This window comes from Paenibacillus sp. LS-5 (assembly GCF_056121505.1).
In genome coordinates this window covers 266,510-282,216 of sequence record NZ_JBWAVA010000004.1, presented here as the reverse complement: position 1 = coordinate 282,216, position 15,707 = coordinate 266,510, and the positions used below count along the sequence as shown (strand labels likewise).

The window sequence follows — 15,707 nt, the reverse complement described above, 5'->3', positions numbered from 1 at the left end:
GAGAAAGTAACTTTGAACTCGGCGAAGGCAAATTGGCAAAATGAGAGGTAATGTACGCCATTGTTTAGTCCATCAAAATAAAAAAGCTCCGCAACAACGGTATACTCACCGTTGTCGCGGAGCTATAAGGGAATTGCCGTTGTTCTTCTGACCTGTGTCTCAGCCAGGAGATCGTGGGAGCACATGAACTTCCTATTCTTCGTGCTTCTACACTGGAAGATTAGCGGTGCTGTGCATATTGCCCAGCGCCTGTTAGATCTTCAGCACGCCGCCCTTGCTGGCATTGGTAACCAGCTTGGAGTAGCGGGCCAGGTAACCTGTTTTCACCTTTGGTTCAAAGCCTTTCCAGCCGGTGCGGCGGGTGGCCAGCACTTCTTCATCGACCAGCAGCTCGATCTTGCGGTTGTTGAGGTCCAGCTCGATGATATCTCCATCTTCTACAAAAGCGATCGGTCCGCCTTCTGCCGCCTCCGGCGAGATGTGGCCGATACTGATGCCGCGCGATGCACCAGAGAAGCGGCCATCGGTGATTAGGCCCACCTTGGCGCCAAGACCCATGCCGACGATCTGGGAGGTTGGAGCAAGCATTTCCGGCATGCCCGGTCCGCCCTTCGGACCTTCATAACGGATAACAACCACGTGACCTTCCTTGACTTTGCCGTTGGCAATACCTTCAAGCGCTTCTTCCTGCGAATCGAAGCAGATGGCAGGTCCTTTATGGTAGCCGCCTACAGAAGCATCCACAGCACCGACTTTAATAATGGAGCCTTCAGGAGCGAGGTTGCCGTAGAGGACAGACAGGCCGCCTACTTCGGAATAAGGATTATCCAGCTTATGAATAACACTTGTATCCTGGATTTCATGCCCGGTAACATTTTCGGCCAGTGTTTTGCCGGTAACGGTCATACAATCCCCGAAGATCGCACCCGGTTTCTTCAAAAGCTCGTTCAGCACGGCACTGACGCCGCCTGCCCGGTCCACATCTTCGATGAAGATATCGGATGCCGGAGCCAGCTTGGCCAGGTAAGGAACGCGGTTGGCTACCTCGTTGATACGCTCCAGCGGATAGTCAATTTCAGCTTCCTGAGCCAGTGCCAGTGTGTGAAGCACGGTATTAGTAGAGCCGCCCATTGCCATATCCAGTGCAAAGGCATTGTCGAGTGACTCCTTGGTTACGATATCACGCGGTTTCAGATCCAGCTTGATCAGCTCCATCAGCTGAGTCGCTGATTTGCGTACGAAGGCTCTGCGCTCTTCAGCTACGGCGAGGATCGTACCGTTGCCCGGAAGGGCGAGGCCCATCGCTTCAGCCAGACAGTTCATGGAGTTCGCGGTGAACATCCCGGAACAGGAGCCGCAGGTTGGACAGCCATATTGTTCAAGTTCGAGGAGTTCAGCATCGTTGATCTTGCCGACCTGGTGAGCACCGACACCTTCGAATACGGAAGTGAGGGAGAGCTTTTTACCTTTGCTGTCTACCCCTGCCTTCATTGGACCGCCACTGACAAAGATCGTCGGGATATTCACGCGCAGGGCGCCCATCATCATGCCCGGGGTGATTTTATCACAGTTGGGAATGCAGACCATGCCGTCGAACCAGTGTGCGGACACTACAGTTTCCAGGGAGTCGGCGATAATCTCGCGGCTTGGCAGGGAATAACGCATCCCGATATGTCCCATGGCGATACCATCATCGACACCGATTGTATTGAATTCAAAAGGAACACCACCGGCTTCACGGATCGCTTCCTTGACGATTTTGCCGAATTCCTGCAAATGCACGTGGCCGGGAACGATATCGATGTAGGAGTTGCAGACCGCGATAAACGGCTTGCCGAAATCCTCCTCTTTTACGCCGGCTGCCCGCAGAAGACTACGGTGCGGAGCGCGGTCAAAGCCTTTTTTGATCATGTCTGAACGCATTTTCTTGTCTGCCATGATGATATTCCCTCCTAATTTAGATGTGAACCGGATATGGTGTCGCATTAACGCATTGCAATCCCAAACGCTGCGAATCTGCGGTTTATAGAAGGAACGGGGTCCAGCTTCTTGCATATAACAGAAGAAGGGCGAAGCCGTTTCTATAAAATATAAGCGGATATACTACGAACGTTATTAGAGAGTCTATCACAAAAGACCTCATTTTTCTACCGGACAATGTGAAGTTTGTCGAGAGGCGCCCCCCTTACAGAACGCGGAAAAAGCCCATCCCGGAAGGGACAGGCTGATTTGGAATGTTGTTACAGTGAACGGCGTAGAGCGGCGCGCTGCAGGGTAATCACCCAGTCCACAGAAGGTTCAACCAGAGGATGAAGCAGGCGCTTGACAGCGGGCTGCGCCAGCAGCACCGTGAAGGAGACCGCGCTGAGCAAGACAATGGCAGCTCCGGCGGCATTGCCAAGATGACTATATATCCCGGACACGGCAGCGAGACGGATCACAAATCCGTGCAGCAGGAAGACATAGAGGGTGCGGCGGCCCCAGTCCGTCAGCCGGCTCAGCCGGTAAGGCACCCATCCGAGAAAAGCGAGAGAGGCGCTAAGCTGCAGCCCATACATTCCCAGCCGGTATACCCCCGCATACCATTCAGGAGCATCAAGCTGCATATAGGTCATGCTGTCGTACAGCCAGCCCAGCGGGATTCTGGAGCCGAGTGTTCCCAAAGCCAGAAGCAGCAGAACAGAAGCGGCAGCGGCGGCGATTTTGACAGTTTTGGTATAGATACGGGCCAACGCCTCGAAGGAGAAATGATAGCCGATGACGAAAAACGGCAGATATACAAAGGTACGGCTGATACTGAACCAGACACCGTCAAGCTGCAGATAACCCACCGCGATCCCGGCAGAAACAGCGAATATAATTTGTGCGGCTTTACTCCATTTGCCCATCCCAAGCATCAACAGACGCCAGCAGGCGTGACTGGCCAGGAACCACAGCAGCAGATAAGGAGCGAAGAAGGAATGGTGGATATTGGATACGTGGAAGAGGGAGACGTCCAGCGCTGAATATAGAGTCTGAAATATAAGATATTGTAGTCCTATCTGCAGCAGAACCTTGCGGCCAGGGGCTCCAGTGAGACTTTTTCTAGAGAAATAGCCCGTTACGAGTACGAACAGCGGCATATGAAAGCTGAAAATCCACAGATATAGGCTGTGCATTCCGCTCAGTGTGCCAATCAGAGGCTCAATCGCATTGCCGGCAAATACGGTGACAATCAGCATGAAGCGCAAGTTGAGAAAAAAGGTTTCTCCGCGTGCTGTAAGTGAACTTTCCCCTGACATGACCTAACCTCCAATAGGGTTGCATTCAGCCAATTACTTTAATTTTAAAATACAAGATTTCAGGCCAAACAATTGTGAAATACATCACAACTCTATGTATAGTAAGCGCTATTATAGCGGATATTTGTGGCGATGTCTTGAAGGTTGTTTGATTTCATGGATTCCTCTATAATTTTCTGTATGCAGTAATCGGGAGTGAACATCATTGAGGAAAATATTAACCAAGCGCCGCGTACTTTTTGGGATTTTTGTGCTTCTGGTCGCAGCGGGTCTTGGAGTATGGAGATATCTGACACCTTACACGGCGGAAATAAGGGCTGAGCATGCACTGGTGTCCGCAGGCGGCGTCCGTGTGGAACGGAATGATAACTGGATTTCGTTTGAGCCTTCCGTTACGCTCGGCACGGCCGTGATTTTCTATCCGGGTGCCCTGGTTGAAGCGGAGGCCTATGCTCCTCTGGCCCAAAAAATCGCTGCTGCAGGCCATCCGTTCTACATCGCCAAAATGCCGCTGAATCTCGCTGTAATCAAAAGCGGTGCGGCTGAAGAGATCATCCGTGTTCATCCGAAACAGTCATTTGTGCTTGGCGGTCATTCGCTCGGAGGAGTTATGGCTTCACGTTTTGCGGTAGAGCATACAGACCAGCTGAAGGGTGTATATTTCCTGGCCTCCTATCCGGATGAGAAAGGCAGTTTGAAGGATACCACCCTATCTGTTTTGTCGGTACTGGGTACGGAGGATGGAGTGGTGGATCAGGAAAACTACAATAAAGGACGTTCCTATCTGCCAAGCAATACCGTATATTATTCGGTCAAAGGCGGAAATCACGCCCAATTCGGAAGCTATGGAGAACAGAAGGGTGACGGGGAAGCAACCATTTCGGAGGATGAGCAGCAGACTCTGACAGCACGGGCATTGCTGGATTGGCTGGGCAATCTGCGTTAACTTCTATTCTGTCCGTAGAAAGGAACTGAAGAATGGCCGTACTGCATGTAAATGAGTTAGTCGTACCTTGCAAGGGTATATTGTTCGATAAGGATGGTACCCTGCTTGACCTTCTTGCTACCTGGGGAACCTGGGCTGATCTGATGCTGGAAGGGCTGGAGAACCAACTAATACTTATTGGAAAAGAAAACCGCCTTGGCTCAGACATCGCTAAGGTGCTGGGCACAGTCCATGACGCCGGGGGGAAAGTGATCGGCTACGACCCTGCCGGACCGCTATCCATGGCTACCGCAGAGGAGACTAATGGGATTCTGGCCTGGCAGCTATATACAGCAGGAATTCCCTGGAACGAAGCTGTGTCCCGGGTGAACGCTATCGGCAAGGATGCCATGAATGAACTGCGCCGCCGCAGATCCGCTCAGCCTTTGCCCGAATTATTGCCCTTCCTGCAGCAATGTGCGTCAGCTTCATTAAAGCTCGGAGTAGTAACCTCCGACGGTTCCTCTACTACAAGGGAGCAGTTGGAATGGATGGGAATCACAGATTATTTTGACACTGTGGTTACGAGAGACCGTGTAACCCATGGCAAACCCGCGCCTGAAATGGCGGAGACCGCCTGCCGTGAGCTGGGCCTCCGTCCTGCGGAGACGGTAATTATCGGCGACAGCAATGCCGACATGCAGTTAGGCAGAGGAGCAGGCCTGCGGTTGTCCATTGGCATATCCCCAGAAGGGAGCACTGCTTATTTACTGGATGCGGACACCGTTATCTCCGGTTATCATCAGCTTCGTCTCACAATCTGAGCTTTCTATAGAAGGGATGCGTGTGACTTATGGAGCCACTACAGACACTGGTTTCCTGGATCAAGGACAGCGGCAACATCGTTTTTTTTGGAGGTGCCGGAACATCTACGGAAAGCGGGATTCCGGACTTCCGCTCTGCGGCAGGCCTGTATAAAGAGCAGCACAATTCACCGTACCCGCCTGAGGTGATGCTGAGCCGCAGCTTTTTTATGTCCTCTCCGGACATTTTTTTTGACTTCTACCGCAGCAAAATGATTCATCCGGAAGCGAAGCCGAACGGGGCGCATTTGCTGCTCGCAGAGCTGGAGCACAGCGGCAAGCTTAAGGCGGTCATCACGCAAAATATCGACGGCTTGCATCAGCTTGCCGGAAGCTGGCGCGTGCTGGAGCTGCATGGTTCCATTCACCGCAACCATTGTATGGATTGCTCGCGTGCCTATAGTCTGGATCAAGTGCTTGCTATCAAGGATACCGTTCCGCGTTGTCCGGCCTGCGGAGGGATCATCAAGCCGGATGTGGTGCTCTATGAAGAAGAGCTGGATCATGATGTTCTTGTGGAATCCGTCGCAGCTATTGCGGCTGCAGATTTGATTATCATTGGGGGTACTTCGCTTACTGTGCAGCCGGCTGCAAGTCTGATTACTTACTTCCAGGGCCGGCATACAGTGCTGCTGAACGGAGAACCAACCCCCTATGATCATAAGGCTGATCTGATTTTGACGGATCGAATCGGCGCGGTGATGGGCAGAATACAAGAGCTGCTATGAGCTTATAGTGAACATCATACGGCAACCGCTGTACATGTGGCATGAAATGGTGGGGATTACATTTATCTCGTGAGGTTTAAAATAGGATATAGAACGTGAACTTGAGAATGTCAGCGAAATGAGAGGCAGGGATGGATAATGGTATATGTGGCTAGCGAGGAACGGTATGAAACGATGCAGTATCACCGTACGGGCAAAACCGGCCTCAAACTTCCGGCAATCTCACTGGGGCTCTGGCACAACTTCGGCGGGATCAATGCCTATGAAAATGGCCGGGATATGATCACCCGTTCGTTCGATCTTGGCATTACCCACTTTGATCTGGCCAATAACTATGGCCCGCCTGCGGGTTCAGCAGAGGAAATGTTCGGTAAAGTGCTTGCCCGCGATCTGGCTCCCTACCGTGATGAATTGATTATCTCAACCAAGGCAGGATATTACATGTGGCCGGGACCCTACGGGGACTGGGGGTCTCGCAAATATATGCTGGCGAGCCTTGATCAGAGTCTGAAGCGGCTGGGGCTGGATTATGTGGATATTTTTTATTCGCACCGGCCTGACCCGGAGACACCGATGGAAGAAACGATGGGGGCACTGGATACTGCGGTCCGTTCCGGCAAAGCGTTGTATGTCGGCTTGTCCAATTACACAGCTGAGCAGACCGTAGAGGCCATCCGTATTCTGAAAAGTCTCGGCACGCCGCTGCTGATCCATCAGCCCCGCTATTCCATGCTTGACCGCTGGATCGAAGGGGGGCTGCAGGATGTGCTGGAAGAGCATGGCGTCGGCAGTATTGCCTTCACCCCGCTCGCACAGGGCCTTTTGACCAATAAATATCTGAACGGTATTCCGGATGATTCCCGGGCGGCCGGCCCTTCCGTTTTTTTGAACGAAAGCCGGATTACGCCTGAAGTGCTGCGCAAAATTCACGCGCTTAACCAGCTTGCAGTCTCGCGTGGCCTTACATTAGCGCAATTTGCGCTGCTCTGGACCCTGCGCGGCGGCAAAGTAACATCCGCACTGATTGGTGCGAGCCGGGTCAGCCAGATTGAAGAGAACATTGCTGCATTATCGCACGGTGAGTTCACGCAAGAGGAGCTCGACAGGATTGAGACGATCTTGAAGACGGACACCGAGTCCTGAGAAATAGCGGCTCTTATCATCCACTTACACTGACATAGCACAAAGCCCGCTTCCTGACTGGAAACGGGCTTTTGCCGCTTGTAAGCGAAGCGAACACAACGGTCTGATGACTTCGTATGGAGCAATACTTCTTATGTGCCGCAAAATAAGGGTGCAAATTCCCACTATCCTCCGTAACGGTAAGGATTTTCATCGATTAGCGGTATAAACTCCACTTAGCATTGGCATCTGCGTCCCTGTCTCCCCAAAGGGTCATCTATACCACTACTTCTCTACATGCCTTGCCGTTGCAATCCGGTAAGCGGTGGGGGATTGGGCACAGAGGCGTTTGAACTGGCGGGAGAAATACAGGGCGTCTGTCAGTCCGACCGAGGCAGCCACCTGTTCGACAGACAGCTCCGGCCGCTCGCGCAGGAGCTGCCGTGATTTCTCGATGCGCAGCTTCAGCAGATAGGTAACGGGCGAGAGGCCCGTTTCCTGCTTGAAGATGCGCGAGAGATAGGCGCGGTTGTAGCCAAGGCTGGCGCACATCTGCTCAATGGAGACGGGATGGGCGTACTGGGCGGCCATATAGTGGATCATCTGCTTCACGGTGCGCTTCACCTGGGATTCCGCGCCGGGAAGCCGGGAGGAGGAGAGATGCAGCCCGGCTGCTTCGCCGACGATCAGGTACAGATAGCCCAGCGAGGTCAGATGGGCGCTCTCTTGGCCCGCATAGAAGGCACGCATCATCCCGGCCAGCGCGCCGGGGAAGGTACTGCCTTCGATGGTGGACAGGACCGGCTTCAGCGGTGTGAAGCCGGCCTGCAGCACGAGCGCGTCAGCAGCCGTGCCCGTGAATGCAGCCCAGCGGTAACGCCAGGGCTGTTCTTCGTCAGAGAGATAGCTGACCAATTGTCCGGGATGAATCAGGAAGCAGTCCCCCGGTCCAAGCTCGTACTTCCGCTCTTCCGTCCGGAAAGTTCCGAAGCCGGATTCAATGAAGTGCAGGAGGAAGTAATCATAGATTTTGGGACCGGCCTGATGCAGCGGGAGCGTCTGGCTCTCACCGGCAAAAAGCACATGCAAATGCTGACTGTCATAAACTACAGGATTTGATCCTACGGAATAAGTATGTTCCATACTGGAACCGCCTTTCCCCCGTTAGCGCTATCATAGCCATAAGGGCGGGTAAATGAGAAGGATATTTATCCTTTTGATTATATCGCTTCTTTTCAGGGAAGTCACATTTGTCCATACATTACACACATGATTGCATTATCAGGGCAAGTCTGATTTTATTATAATGTAAGCATAAACGAAGCAATACGATTGACTAAAGTGAATACGAGAAGCAGCGAAAGGATGGAGTGGCATTAATGAGCATACAGGATCTGAAAGTCAAATTTATCGAGAAATACGGAGAGAGCACTGAGGAGGCGCGTGTATTCTATGCTCCTGGTCGGGTAAACCTCATCGGTGAGCATTTGGATTACAACGGAGGTTACGTGTTTCCGGCAGCGCTGGACTTCGGAACTACACTTATCGTGCGTCCGCGCAGTGATGGCAAGGTTCAGTTCGCATCGACAAATTTCCCTTATGAAGCCTCCATTGACTTCAGTGAAATCGGCAAAGCGAAAACCGGTGAATGGGTAGACTATCCGGTTGGTGTGATGGTAGAGCTGGCTAAAAAGGATCTTCCGGTATCCGCAGGCTACGATCTTCTGTTCCATGGCGAGATTCCGAACGGCTCGGGCCTGTCCTCCTCCGCTTCCATCGAAGTGGTCACCGGGTATGCCTTCCTGACGCTGCTTGGCGGAGACACGGATACTGTAGAAATCGCTTTGCTCTCCCAACGCGCGGAGAATCAGTACGTCGGTGTAAACTCCGGGATTATGGACCAGTTCGCTGTAGCTAACGGCAAGCGTGACCAGGCGATCCTGCTCATGTGCGACACCCTGGAATACAGCCTGATTCCTTTTGTGACCGGCTCCTACAAGCTTGTGATCGGCAACACCAATAAGAAGAGAGGTCTGGTGGACTCCAAATACAATGAGCGCCGCAGCCAATGTGATGAGGCCCTGGCAATTTTGAAGCAGGAGGTTCCCGCCCTGTCCTACCTGGCAGAGATGAAACCTGAACAATTCGAAATTCATAAGGACAAAATCACTGACGAAACAGTAAGACGCCGCGCCCGCCATGTAGTGGAAGAAAATCAGCGTGTGCTTGATTCTGTAGAAGTACTGAAGAAGAACGACCTGAAGCAGTTCGGTTTATATATGAATGATTCCCATGTCTCGCTCCGTGACCTCTATGAAGTCAGCTGTGAGGAGCTGGATGTTATGGTGGAAGAAGCACAGAAGATTCCGGGTACGCTCGGTTCACGCATGACCGGCGCAGGCTTCGGCGGCTGTACCGTATCGCTGGTGCATGAAGATGACGTGGAACGGTTTATCCGTGAAGTAGGGGAAGCCTATAAGAACAGAACCGGATTGACCGGTGAGTTCTATGTGTGCGGAATCGGTAATGGTGTAGAAGAACTGAAAGGAGTGAAGTAAGATGGCGATTCTGGTAACAGGTGGAGCAGGGTATATCGGTTCTCATACAGTAGCGGAGCTGCTGGATCGTGGCGAAGAGGTTGTGGTCATTGATAATCTGCTGACAGGGCACCGCGAGGCACTTCTGGGCGGTAAGCTGTATGAGGGCGACTTGCGTGACAAGGTAACACTCGCCAAGCTTTTTTCGGAAAATAAGATCGACGCTGTCATCCATTTTGCTGCAAGCTCGCTGGTTGGCGAGAGCATGAAGGACCCGGTTAAATATTATGACAATAACGTATATGGCACACAATGCCTTCTGGAAGCGATGCAGCATGCCGGTGTGGACAAAATCGTCTTCTCTTCGACTGCCGCAACCTATGGCGAACCGGAAAAGGTGCCGATTGAAGAAACCGACCGCACTGAGCCGGCGAATGTGTACGGCGAAACCAAGCTGACCATGGAACGGATGATGTCCTGGTTCGACAGGGTGCTGGGCATCAAATATGTGGCGCTGCGCTACTTCAACGCTGCCGGGGCACATGCCAGCGGTAAGATCGGCGAAGACCACCGTCCGGAGAGCCACCTAATTCCGCTGGTGCTGCAGACGGCGCTGAAGCAGCGTGAGAGCATTGCGGTCTTCGGTGACGATTACCCGACAGAAGATGGAACCTGTGTGCGCGACTATATCCATGTCAGCGATCTGGCGGATGCCCATGTACGGGCCGTCAACTACCTGCGCAGCGGCAGTGCCAGCAATATATTCAACCTCGGCAACGGGCTGGGTTTCTCTGTCAAACAGGTAATTGAAACTGCGAAAAAGGTAACCGGCCTTGATATTCCGGTGGTGATTCAGGAACGCCGCGCCGGCGATCCGGCTGTACTGGTAGCTTCCTCCGACAAAGCCCGCTCTGTGCTGGGCTGGAACCCGCAGCACGCCGATGTTGAGGGGATCATCCAAAGCGCCTGGAACTGGCATTCGGCCAATCCGCAAGGGTACGGGGAATAAGCTACAGCACATGAAGGAGAATTGAAATGACTAACAATGATAATACCGCTCCCGGTGCGGTGAAGGCGCTGTATGCAATCGAACAACTGGTAGGGTTTGCTATCCATCAGCAGCTGATTCAGCCTGCAGACGTAGATTACAGCCGGAATGAACTATTGGATCAGTTCGGCTTCAGTGAGCCGTATGCTGCAGAATTCTCAGAAGCGCCGCTGGAGAGTCCGCAGGCTCCGCTGGATGTTCTGATTGACTATGGCTTTGAAATTGGGCTGATTCCCGAAAATACGGATACGTATCGCGACCTGCTGGATGCCAAGATTATGGGTCTTCTAATGGCCCGTCCTTCCGAGGTGAATGCCGAATTCTACAGCCTCACAGCGGAAAAGGGTATTCAGGCGGCGACTGACCGTTTCTACAAGCTAAGCATAGATTCTAATTATATCCGTATGGACCGGATCTCCAAAAATGTGTTCTGGCTGCAGGAATCTCCTTACGGCGACATTGAAATGACTATTAATCTGTCCAAGCCGGAGAAGAATCCGAAGGAAATTGCCATGGCTCGGCTGCTTCCTCCTCCGGTCTATCCGAAATGTCTGCTGTGCCGTGAAAATGTCGGTTATGCCGGAAGAATCAATCATCCGCCCCGGCAGAATCTGCGCGTGATTCCGCTGAAGCTGAACAATGAGAAATGGTTCCTCCAGTATTCTCCTTATGTCTACTACAACGAGCATTGTATCGTGTTCCATCATGATCATGTGCCGATGAAGCTGACCAAGGATACGCTGAAGCGCCTGCTCAGCTTCGTGGAGACCTTCCCGCATTATTTCATCGGTTCTAATGCGGATCTGCCGATTGTCGGCGGTTCGATTCTGACCCATGATCATTTCCAGGGCGGACGTCATACCTTTCCGATCCAGAAGGCGCCAAAGGAGGCAACCTTCACCCACGATGCCTATCCAGGTGTAAGCCTGAGCATCGTGAAATGGCCAATGTCGGTACTGCGTTTGCAGGGTACGGATCCGGCAGTGCTGCTGGAATGCGGGAATTCGATCTATGAAGCCTGGCAAACCTATAGTGATCCAGCAGCCGAAGTTCTGGCCTCAAGCGAGGTGGACGGGGAGCAGACGCGGCACAACACCGTCACTCCTATCGTGCGCCGGGCGGAGGACGGGGGCTTCGAGATGGACCTGGTATTGCGCAACAACCGGACCAGCGAAGAATATCCTGAAGGGATATTCCACCCGCACCGGGAAATGCATCATATCAAGAAAGAAAATATCGGACTGATCGAAGTTATGGGTCTGGCCATTCTTCCAGGCCGCCTGAAGGACGAGCTGGATGCCATTTCCGGTATTCTGGCAGGAGACACGGCTCTGCTGGATGCTGTGCAGACTCAGGCAGATCATACGCTGGCGCAGCATGCTTCCTGGATTCAGGAACTGGCTGCCCGCTTTGGCACTGACATGGACCGTGAAGAAGCAGTCAAGACGGTACAAAATGAGGTTGGCATTAAGTTCACCCATATTCTTGAGCATGCCGGGGTCTACAAGCGTACGGCTGAAGGCCAGGCGGCATTCCATCGCTTTGCCCACAGCCTTGGTTTCCGGTGAGCATGCACAGTTTCTGTTAACCCTTGCATTGCCTTGTGAGATGTCCCCAGCCGGTTGGCGGGGGCATTTCTTTTTGCAGAGCGGCTGTTCGCAGGACCTGATTTGAATGCTGCTGTTCAGAGGTCTATAATAGGATATTGCACCACATTCCTGAAATAAACGGAGGTTTACCTTTATGCACAAGTTTGAATTTTATAATCCTACCAAGTTGATTTTTGGACAAGGTACCCTAAGTGCGCTTCAGACGGAAGTGCCTAAATACGGCAAGAATGTACTGCTTATGTATGGCGGCGGAAGCATTAAGCGCAGTGGCCTGTACGATAATGTAATCAATGAACTTAAGGCCATTGGTGCAGTAGTTACAGAATTATCCGGAGTTGAACCAAATCCGCGTCTGTCCACCGTACACAAGGGTGTAGCCCTGTGCCGTGAAAAGGGTATAGACCTGATCCTCGCTGTAGGCGGCGGAAGCGTGCTGGACTGCGCCAAGGCGGTTGCAGTGGGTGCTAAATACGACGGGGATATGTGGGACTTTGTAGAACGTAAAGCCGCTCCGCAGGGGGCACTTCCACTGGGAACCGTGCTCACTATGGCTGCTACGGGCTCGGAAATGAACAATGGCTCCGTAATTACCAATGAAGTCACCCAAGAAAAGATGGGCTGGGGCAGTATTTACGCCTACCCGGCTTTCTCAATTCTGGATCCGGAGAATACCTTTACGTTGCCGCGTGATCAGACCGTATACGGAATGGTGGATATCATGTCCCACGTGCTGGAGCATTATTTCCACACCCAGGGTAATACACTGGTTCAGGACGGGTTCTGTGAGACACTGCTGCGCACAGTGATTGCTACTGCTCCGAAGCTGATTGATGATCTGAACAACTATGAACTGCGCGAGACGATTATGTACTGTGGCACAATGGCACTGAACGGAATGGTCAGCATGGGTTTTGCAGGAGACTGGGCAACCCACAATATTGAGCATGCCGTATCGGCTGTATACGATATTCCACATGGCGGCGGACTGGCGATTCTCTTCCCGCACTGGATGAAATACAACCTAAGCACGAACCCTGCCCGTTTCCGTCAGCTGGCTGTTAATGTATTTGGCATTGATGCTGCCGGCAGAACCGATGAAGAGGTGGGTCTTGAGGGCATAGAAGCGCTGCGCCGCTTCTGGGATTCCATTGGCGCACCGAAGACACTGGGCGACTATAATATCGATAACAGCGAAATTGGTAACATGGCCGACAAAGCGGTACGCTTTGGACCGTTCGGTAACTTCCGTAAGCTGCAGCGTGAAGACGTTGTGGAAATTTATACAATGGCACTATAAACGGCAGCTTGCTGCCGGTCTATACTTCATCGGAGAGCCGTTCCTTTCAGGGGACGGCTTTTTTGTTTTGTTCTTTTTTATCATACAATATTGTGATATTTACCCAAGAATGTGAAACCAAGGACAGGGTTGAAGCGTTTAACCTAGTATGACAGTCCGGGAAAAAGACAGGAGGAGAATGATATGGAGACGCTGTATTTGGGCTGTTTGGCGCTTGGCGTCATCTTTGCCGTGGTCAGCGTGCTTTTGGGAGATTTGATCGGCAGTGCCTTGCACGGAATATTCGATGTAGTGTCCTTCCATTTCATCAGCCCTGCGGTTGCGGCTGGAGGCATCACTGTATTCGGGGGAGCAGGCATTCTGCTGACCCGTTACAGCAGCCTGGAGAATGGACCCGTTCTGGCCCTATCCCTGCTGATTGCAGCATTCATGGGCATTGTCATGTATTTGGGAGTGGTAAAACCCATGGACCAAAGCGAGATGTCCAGCGGTTTCTCCATGACCGAGCTGCCGGGCAGAATCGGCGAAGTTACAGTTCCGGTTCCGGCACAAGGCTACGGCGAGATTATGGTGAAGTTCGGGGCGGGCAACAGTCTGCACACGGCGGCAAGCTTTGACCATCTTCCGATTCCAGCCGGGATTAAGGTTGTAGTGGTTGAAGTAAAAGAAGGGGTTGCGGTTGTATCTGAATTCGAAAAACGAAAAGGAGAGGACGCGTAATGTACGGATTGCCTGAATACTTATTTATTCCTGCGGTGGTTGTTGCTGTACTCTTTGTGCTCGGAATTGCATTCTGGGCACGTTATAAAACGGTTGGCCCTGATGAAGGAATGATTGTCACCGGTTCCTTCCTGGGCAACAATCACATTTCCGATGACGGCTCCGGCCGCAAAATCAAGATTGTCCGCGGGGGAGGGGCATTTATTCTGCCTGTGTTTCAGAAGGCTGAATTCATGTCGCTGCTGTCCCATAAGCTGGATGTGACGACACCGGAGGTCTACACCGAGCAAGGTGTACCTGTAATTGCCGACGGGGTTGCAATTATTAAGGTGGGCAGCTCCACCGAGGACGTGGCAACGGCAGCAGAGCAATTTATGGGCAAGCCGATTGAAGCCCTGAAGAGTGAAGCACAGGAGGTGCTGGAAGGCCATCTGCGGGCGATCCTAGGGTCTATGACGGTAGAGGAGGTCTACCGCAACAGGGACCGTTTTGCCCAGGAGGTTCAAGGGGTAGCGGCACGGGATCTGAAGAAAATGGGGCTGCAGATTGTTTCCTTCACGATTAAGGATGTGCGCGATAAGCATGGATATCTAGAAGCGCTCGGAAAGCCGCGGATTGCGGCCGTGAAGCGAGATGCAGAAATTGCTGAAGCAGAAGCTCTGCGGGATGCGCGAATTCAAAAGGCGAACGCGGAGGAGCAGGGGCAGAAGGCGGAACTGCTGCGCGATACGAATATTGCCGAAGCGTCGAAGGAAAATCAGTTGAAGGTTGCTGCGTTTAAGCGAGATCAGGATACCGCAAAGGCGGAAGCCGACCAGGCGTACCACATTCAGGAAGCGCGCGCCAAACAGACGGTGGTTGAAGAGCAGATGAAGGTCGAACTGGTGCGTAAGGAACGGGAAATTGACTTGCAAGCCAAGGAAATCCAGGTCCGTGAGAAGCAGTATGATGCCGAAGTGAAGAAGAAAGCCGAAGCTGACCGCTATGCGGTAGAACAGGCGGCTGAAGCCGACAAGGCCAAGAGAATGCGTGAGGCGGATGCCCTGCAATACAGTATTGAAACCCAGGCCAAAGCTACTTCTGAGCAGAAGCGGCTGGAAGGTCAGGCGGTAGCGGATGCCGAGCTGGCTAAAGGTAAAGCGGAATCCGAGGTTATCCGGCTGCGAGGTCTTGCAGAAGCAGAGGCTAAGGAGAAGCTGGCCGAAGCATTCCAGAAATTTGGTGAGGCTGCAGTGCTCGATATTATCGTAAAAATGCTGCCTGAGCTGGCTGGACGCATCGCTGAGCCGCTGGCCTCCATCGATAAGCTGACCGTGGTGGATACCGGCAACGGAGAAGGAGCTGCCCGAGTCAGCAACTATGTGACCCAGCTGATGGCCACAGCTCCTGAAATGCTGAAGAGCGTATCAGGGATTGATGTGGAAGCACTGATCAAGGGTCTTACAACCAAAGGGACGGCAGCTTCCAAGCCCGTTATTGCTTCACCGGTAAGTCCACCTCAACCAAGGGTCTCTGAAGGGACAACGGGTATCCAGGAGACTAATTAGCGGAACTGTATCATAGAAAAAGTGGTCGT

The 15,707-nt window shown here is 52.5% G+C and carries 13 protein-coding genes; 10 read left to right on the top strand and 3 right to left on the bottom strand.

The window, feature by feature from the left end; all coding sequences use genetic code 11:
• Positions 1–252: 252 nt before the first annotated feature.
• Together ilvD and AC0MA3_RS08825 are read right to left on the bottom strand one after the other, a co-directional pair.
• Positions 253–1,938: a dihydroxy-acid dehydratase gene (gene ilvD / locus AC0MA3_RS08830; RefSeq protein ID WP_474655892.1), complete on the bottom strand. Its 1,686-nt coding sequence runs from the start codon at positions 1,936–1,938 to the stop codon at positions 253–255.
• Between the two features lie 302 nt (positions 1,939–2,240).
• Positions 2,241–3,281: an acyltransferase family protein gene (locus tag AC0MA3_RS08825; protein ID WP_474655891.1), complete on the bottom strand. Its 1,041-nt coding sequence runs from the start codon at positions 3,279–3,281 to the stop codon at positions 2,241–2,243.
• 205 nt (positions 3,282–3,486) lie between these two features.
• On the opposite strand from AC0MA3_RS08825, the gene AC0MA3_RS08820 reads away from it, so the two are divergent.
• From AC0MA3_RS08820 to mgrA, 4 genes are all read left to right on the top strand, one after another.
• Positions 3,487–4,227 (top strand): alpha/beta hydrolase, encoded by a 741-nt coding sequence (locus tag AC0MA3_RS08820; RefSeq protein WP_474655890.1) that lies wholly within the window; start codon positions 3,487–3,489, stop codon positions 4,225–4,227.
• Between the two features lie 32 nt (positions 4,228–4,259).
• Positions 4,260–5,030 carry an HAD family hydrolase gene (locus AC0MA3_RS08815; protein ID WP_474655889.1) on the top strand — a complete coding sequence of 257 codons (771 nt, stop codon included), beginning with the start codon at positions 4,260–4,262 and terminating at the stop codon, positions 5,028–5,030.
• 29 nt (positions 5,031–5,059) lie between these two features.
• The gene (locus tag AC0MA3_RS08810) at positions 5,060–5,797 is read left to right on the top strand and encodes an NAD-dependent protein deacylase (protein ID WP_474655888.1); all 738 of its coding nucleotides are present in this window, start codon (positions 5,060–5,062) and stop codon (positions 5,795–5,797) included.
• A 138-nt stretch (positions 5,798–5,935) separates the two neighbouring features.
• A complete protein-coding gene (gene mgrA / locus AC0MA3_RS08805; RefSeq protein ID WP_379160326.1) occupies positions 5,936–6,940 on the top strand; it encodes an L-glyceraldehyde 3-phosphate reductase in 1,005 nt (334 codons plus the stop codon).
• 264 nt (positions 6,941–7,204) lie between these two features.
• Here mgrA and AC0MA3_RS08800 read toward each other — a convergent pair whose 3' ends face one another.
• Positions 7,205–8,062 carry an AraC family transcriptional regulator gene (locus AC0MA3_RS08800; RefSeq protein ID WP_379160329.1) on the bottom strand — a complete coding sequence of 286 codons (858 nt, stop codon included), beginning with the start codon at positions 8,060–8,062 and terminating at the stop codon, positions 7,205–7,207.
• Between the two features lie 236 nt (positions 8,063–8,298).
• Between AC0MA3_RS08800 and AC0MA3_RS08795 the strand changes: the two genes are divergently transcribed.
• From AC0MA3_RS08795 to AC0MA3_RS08770, 6 genes are all read left to right on the top strand, one after another.
• Positions 8,299–9,477, top strand: a complete 1,179-nt coding sequence (locus AC0MA3_RS08795) for a galactokinase (protein WP_474655887.1) — start codon at positions 8,299–8,301, stop codon at positions 9,475–9,477.
• 1 nt (position 9,478) lies between these two features.
• Complete coding sequence (gene galE / locus AC0MA3_RS08790) at positions 9,479–10,465, top strand: UDP-glucose 4-epimerase GalE (protein ID WP_474655886.1); 987 nt, start codon at positions 9,479–9,481, stop codon at positions 10,463–10,465.
• A 26-nt stretch (positions 10,466–10,491) separates the two neighbouring features.
• Positions 10,492–12,072 (top strand): UDP-glucose--hexose-1-phosphate uridylyltransferase, encoded by a 1,581-nt coding sequence (locus AC0MA3_RS08785; RefSeq protein ID WP_474655885.1) that lies wholly within the window; start codon positions 10,492–10,494, stop codon positions 12,070–12,072.
• A gap of 175 nt (positions 12,073–12,247) precedes the next feature.
• A complete protein-coding gene (locus tag AC0MA3_RS08780; RefSeq protein WP_474655884.1) occupies positions 12,248–13,411 on the top strand; it encodes an iron-containing alcohol dehydrogenase in 1,164 nt (387 codons plus the stop codon).
• Positions 13,412–13,594: 183 nt separating this feature from the next.
• Entirely contained in the window at positions 13,595–14,131 is a 537-nt protein-coding gene (locus tag AC0MA3_RS08775; protein ID WP_379160344.1) for an NfeD family membrane protein, read from the top strand.
• Positions 14,131–15,678 carry a flotillin family protein gene (locus AC0MA3_RS08770; protein ID WP_379160347.1) on the top strand — a complete coding sequence of 516 codons (1,548 nt, stop codon included), beginning with the start codon at positions 14,131–14,133 and terminating at the stop codon, positions 15,676–15,678. Before AC0MA3_RS08775 ends, AC0MA3_RS08770 begins: the two co-directional genes overlap by 1 nt.
• The last annotated feature ends 29 nt before the right edge of the window (positions 15,679–15,707 follow it).

Coding starts and splice junctions, on each gene's coding strand:
- AC0MA3_RS08800 (WP_379160329.1), bottom strand. CDS start 8,062: ATGGAACATACTTATTCCGTAGGATCAAATCCTGTAGTTTATGACAGT.
- AC0MA3_RS08780 (WP_474655884.1), top strand. CDS start 12,248: ATGCACAAGTTTGAATTTTATAATCCTACCAAGTTGATTTTTGGACAA.
- galE (WP_474655886.1), top strand. CDS start 9,479: ATGGCGATTCTGGTAACAGGTGGAGCAGGGTATATCGGTTCTCATACA.
- AC0MA3_RS08770 (WP_379160347.1), top strand. CDS start 14,131: ATGTACGGATTGCCTGAATACTTATTTATTCCTGCGGTGGTTGTTGCT.
- AC0MA3_RS08775 (WP_379160344.1), top strand. CDS start 13,595: ATGGAGACGCTGTATTTGGGCTGTTTGGCGCTTGGCGTCATCTTTGCC.
- AC0MA3_RS08810 (WP_474655888.1), top strand. CDS start 5,060: ATGGAGCCACTACAGACACTGGTTTCCTGGATCAAGGACAGCGGCAAC.
- mgrA (WP_379160326.1), top strand. CDS start 5,936: ATGGTATATGTGGCTAGCGAGGAACGGTATGAAACGATGCAGTATCAC.
- AC0MA3_RS08815 (WP_474655889.1), top strand. CDS start 4,260: ATGGCCGTACTGCATGTAAATGAGTTAGTCGTACCTTGCAAGGGTATA.
- AC0MA3_RS08825 (WP_474655891.1), bottom strand. CDS start 3,281: ATGTCAGGGGAAAGTTCACTTACAGCACGCGGAGAAACCTTTTTTCTC.
- ilvD (WP_474655892.1), bottom strand. CDS start 1,938: ATGGCAGACAAGAAAATGCGTTCAGACATGATCAAAAAAGGCTTTGAC.
- AC0MA3_RS08795 (WP_474655887.1), top strand. CDS start 8,299: ATGAGCATACAGGATCTGAAAGTCAAATTTATCGAGAAATACGGAGAG.
- AC0MA3_RS08785 (WP_474655885.1), top strand. CDS start 10,492: ATGACTAACAATGATAATACCGCTCCCGGTGCGGTGAAGGCGCTGTAT.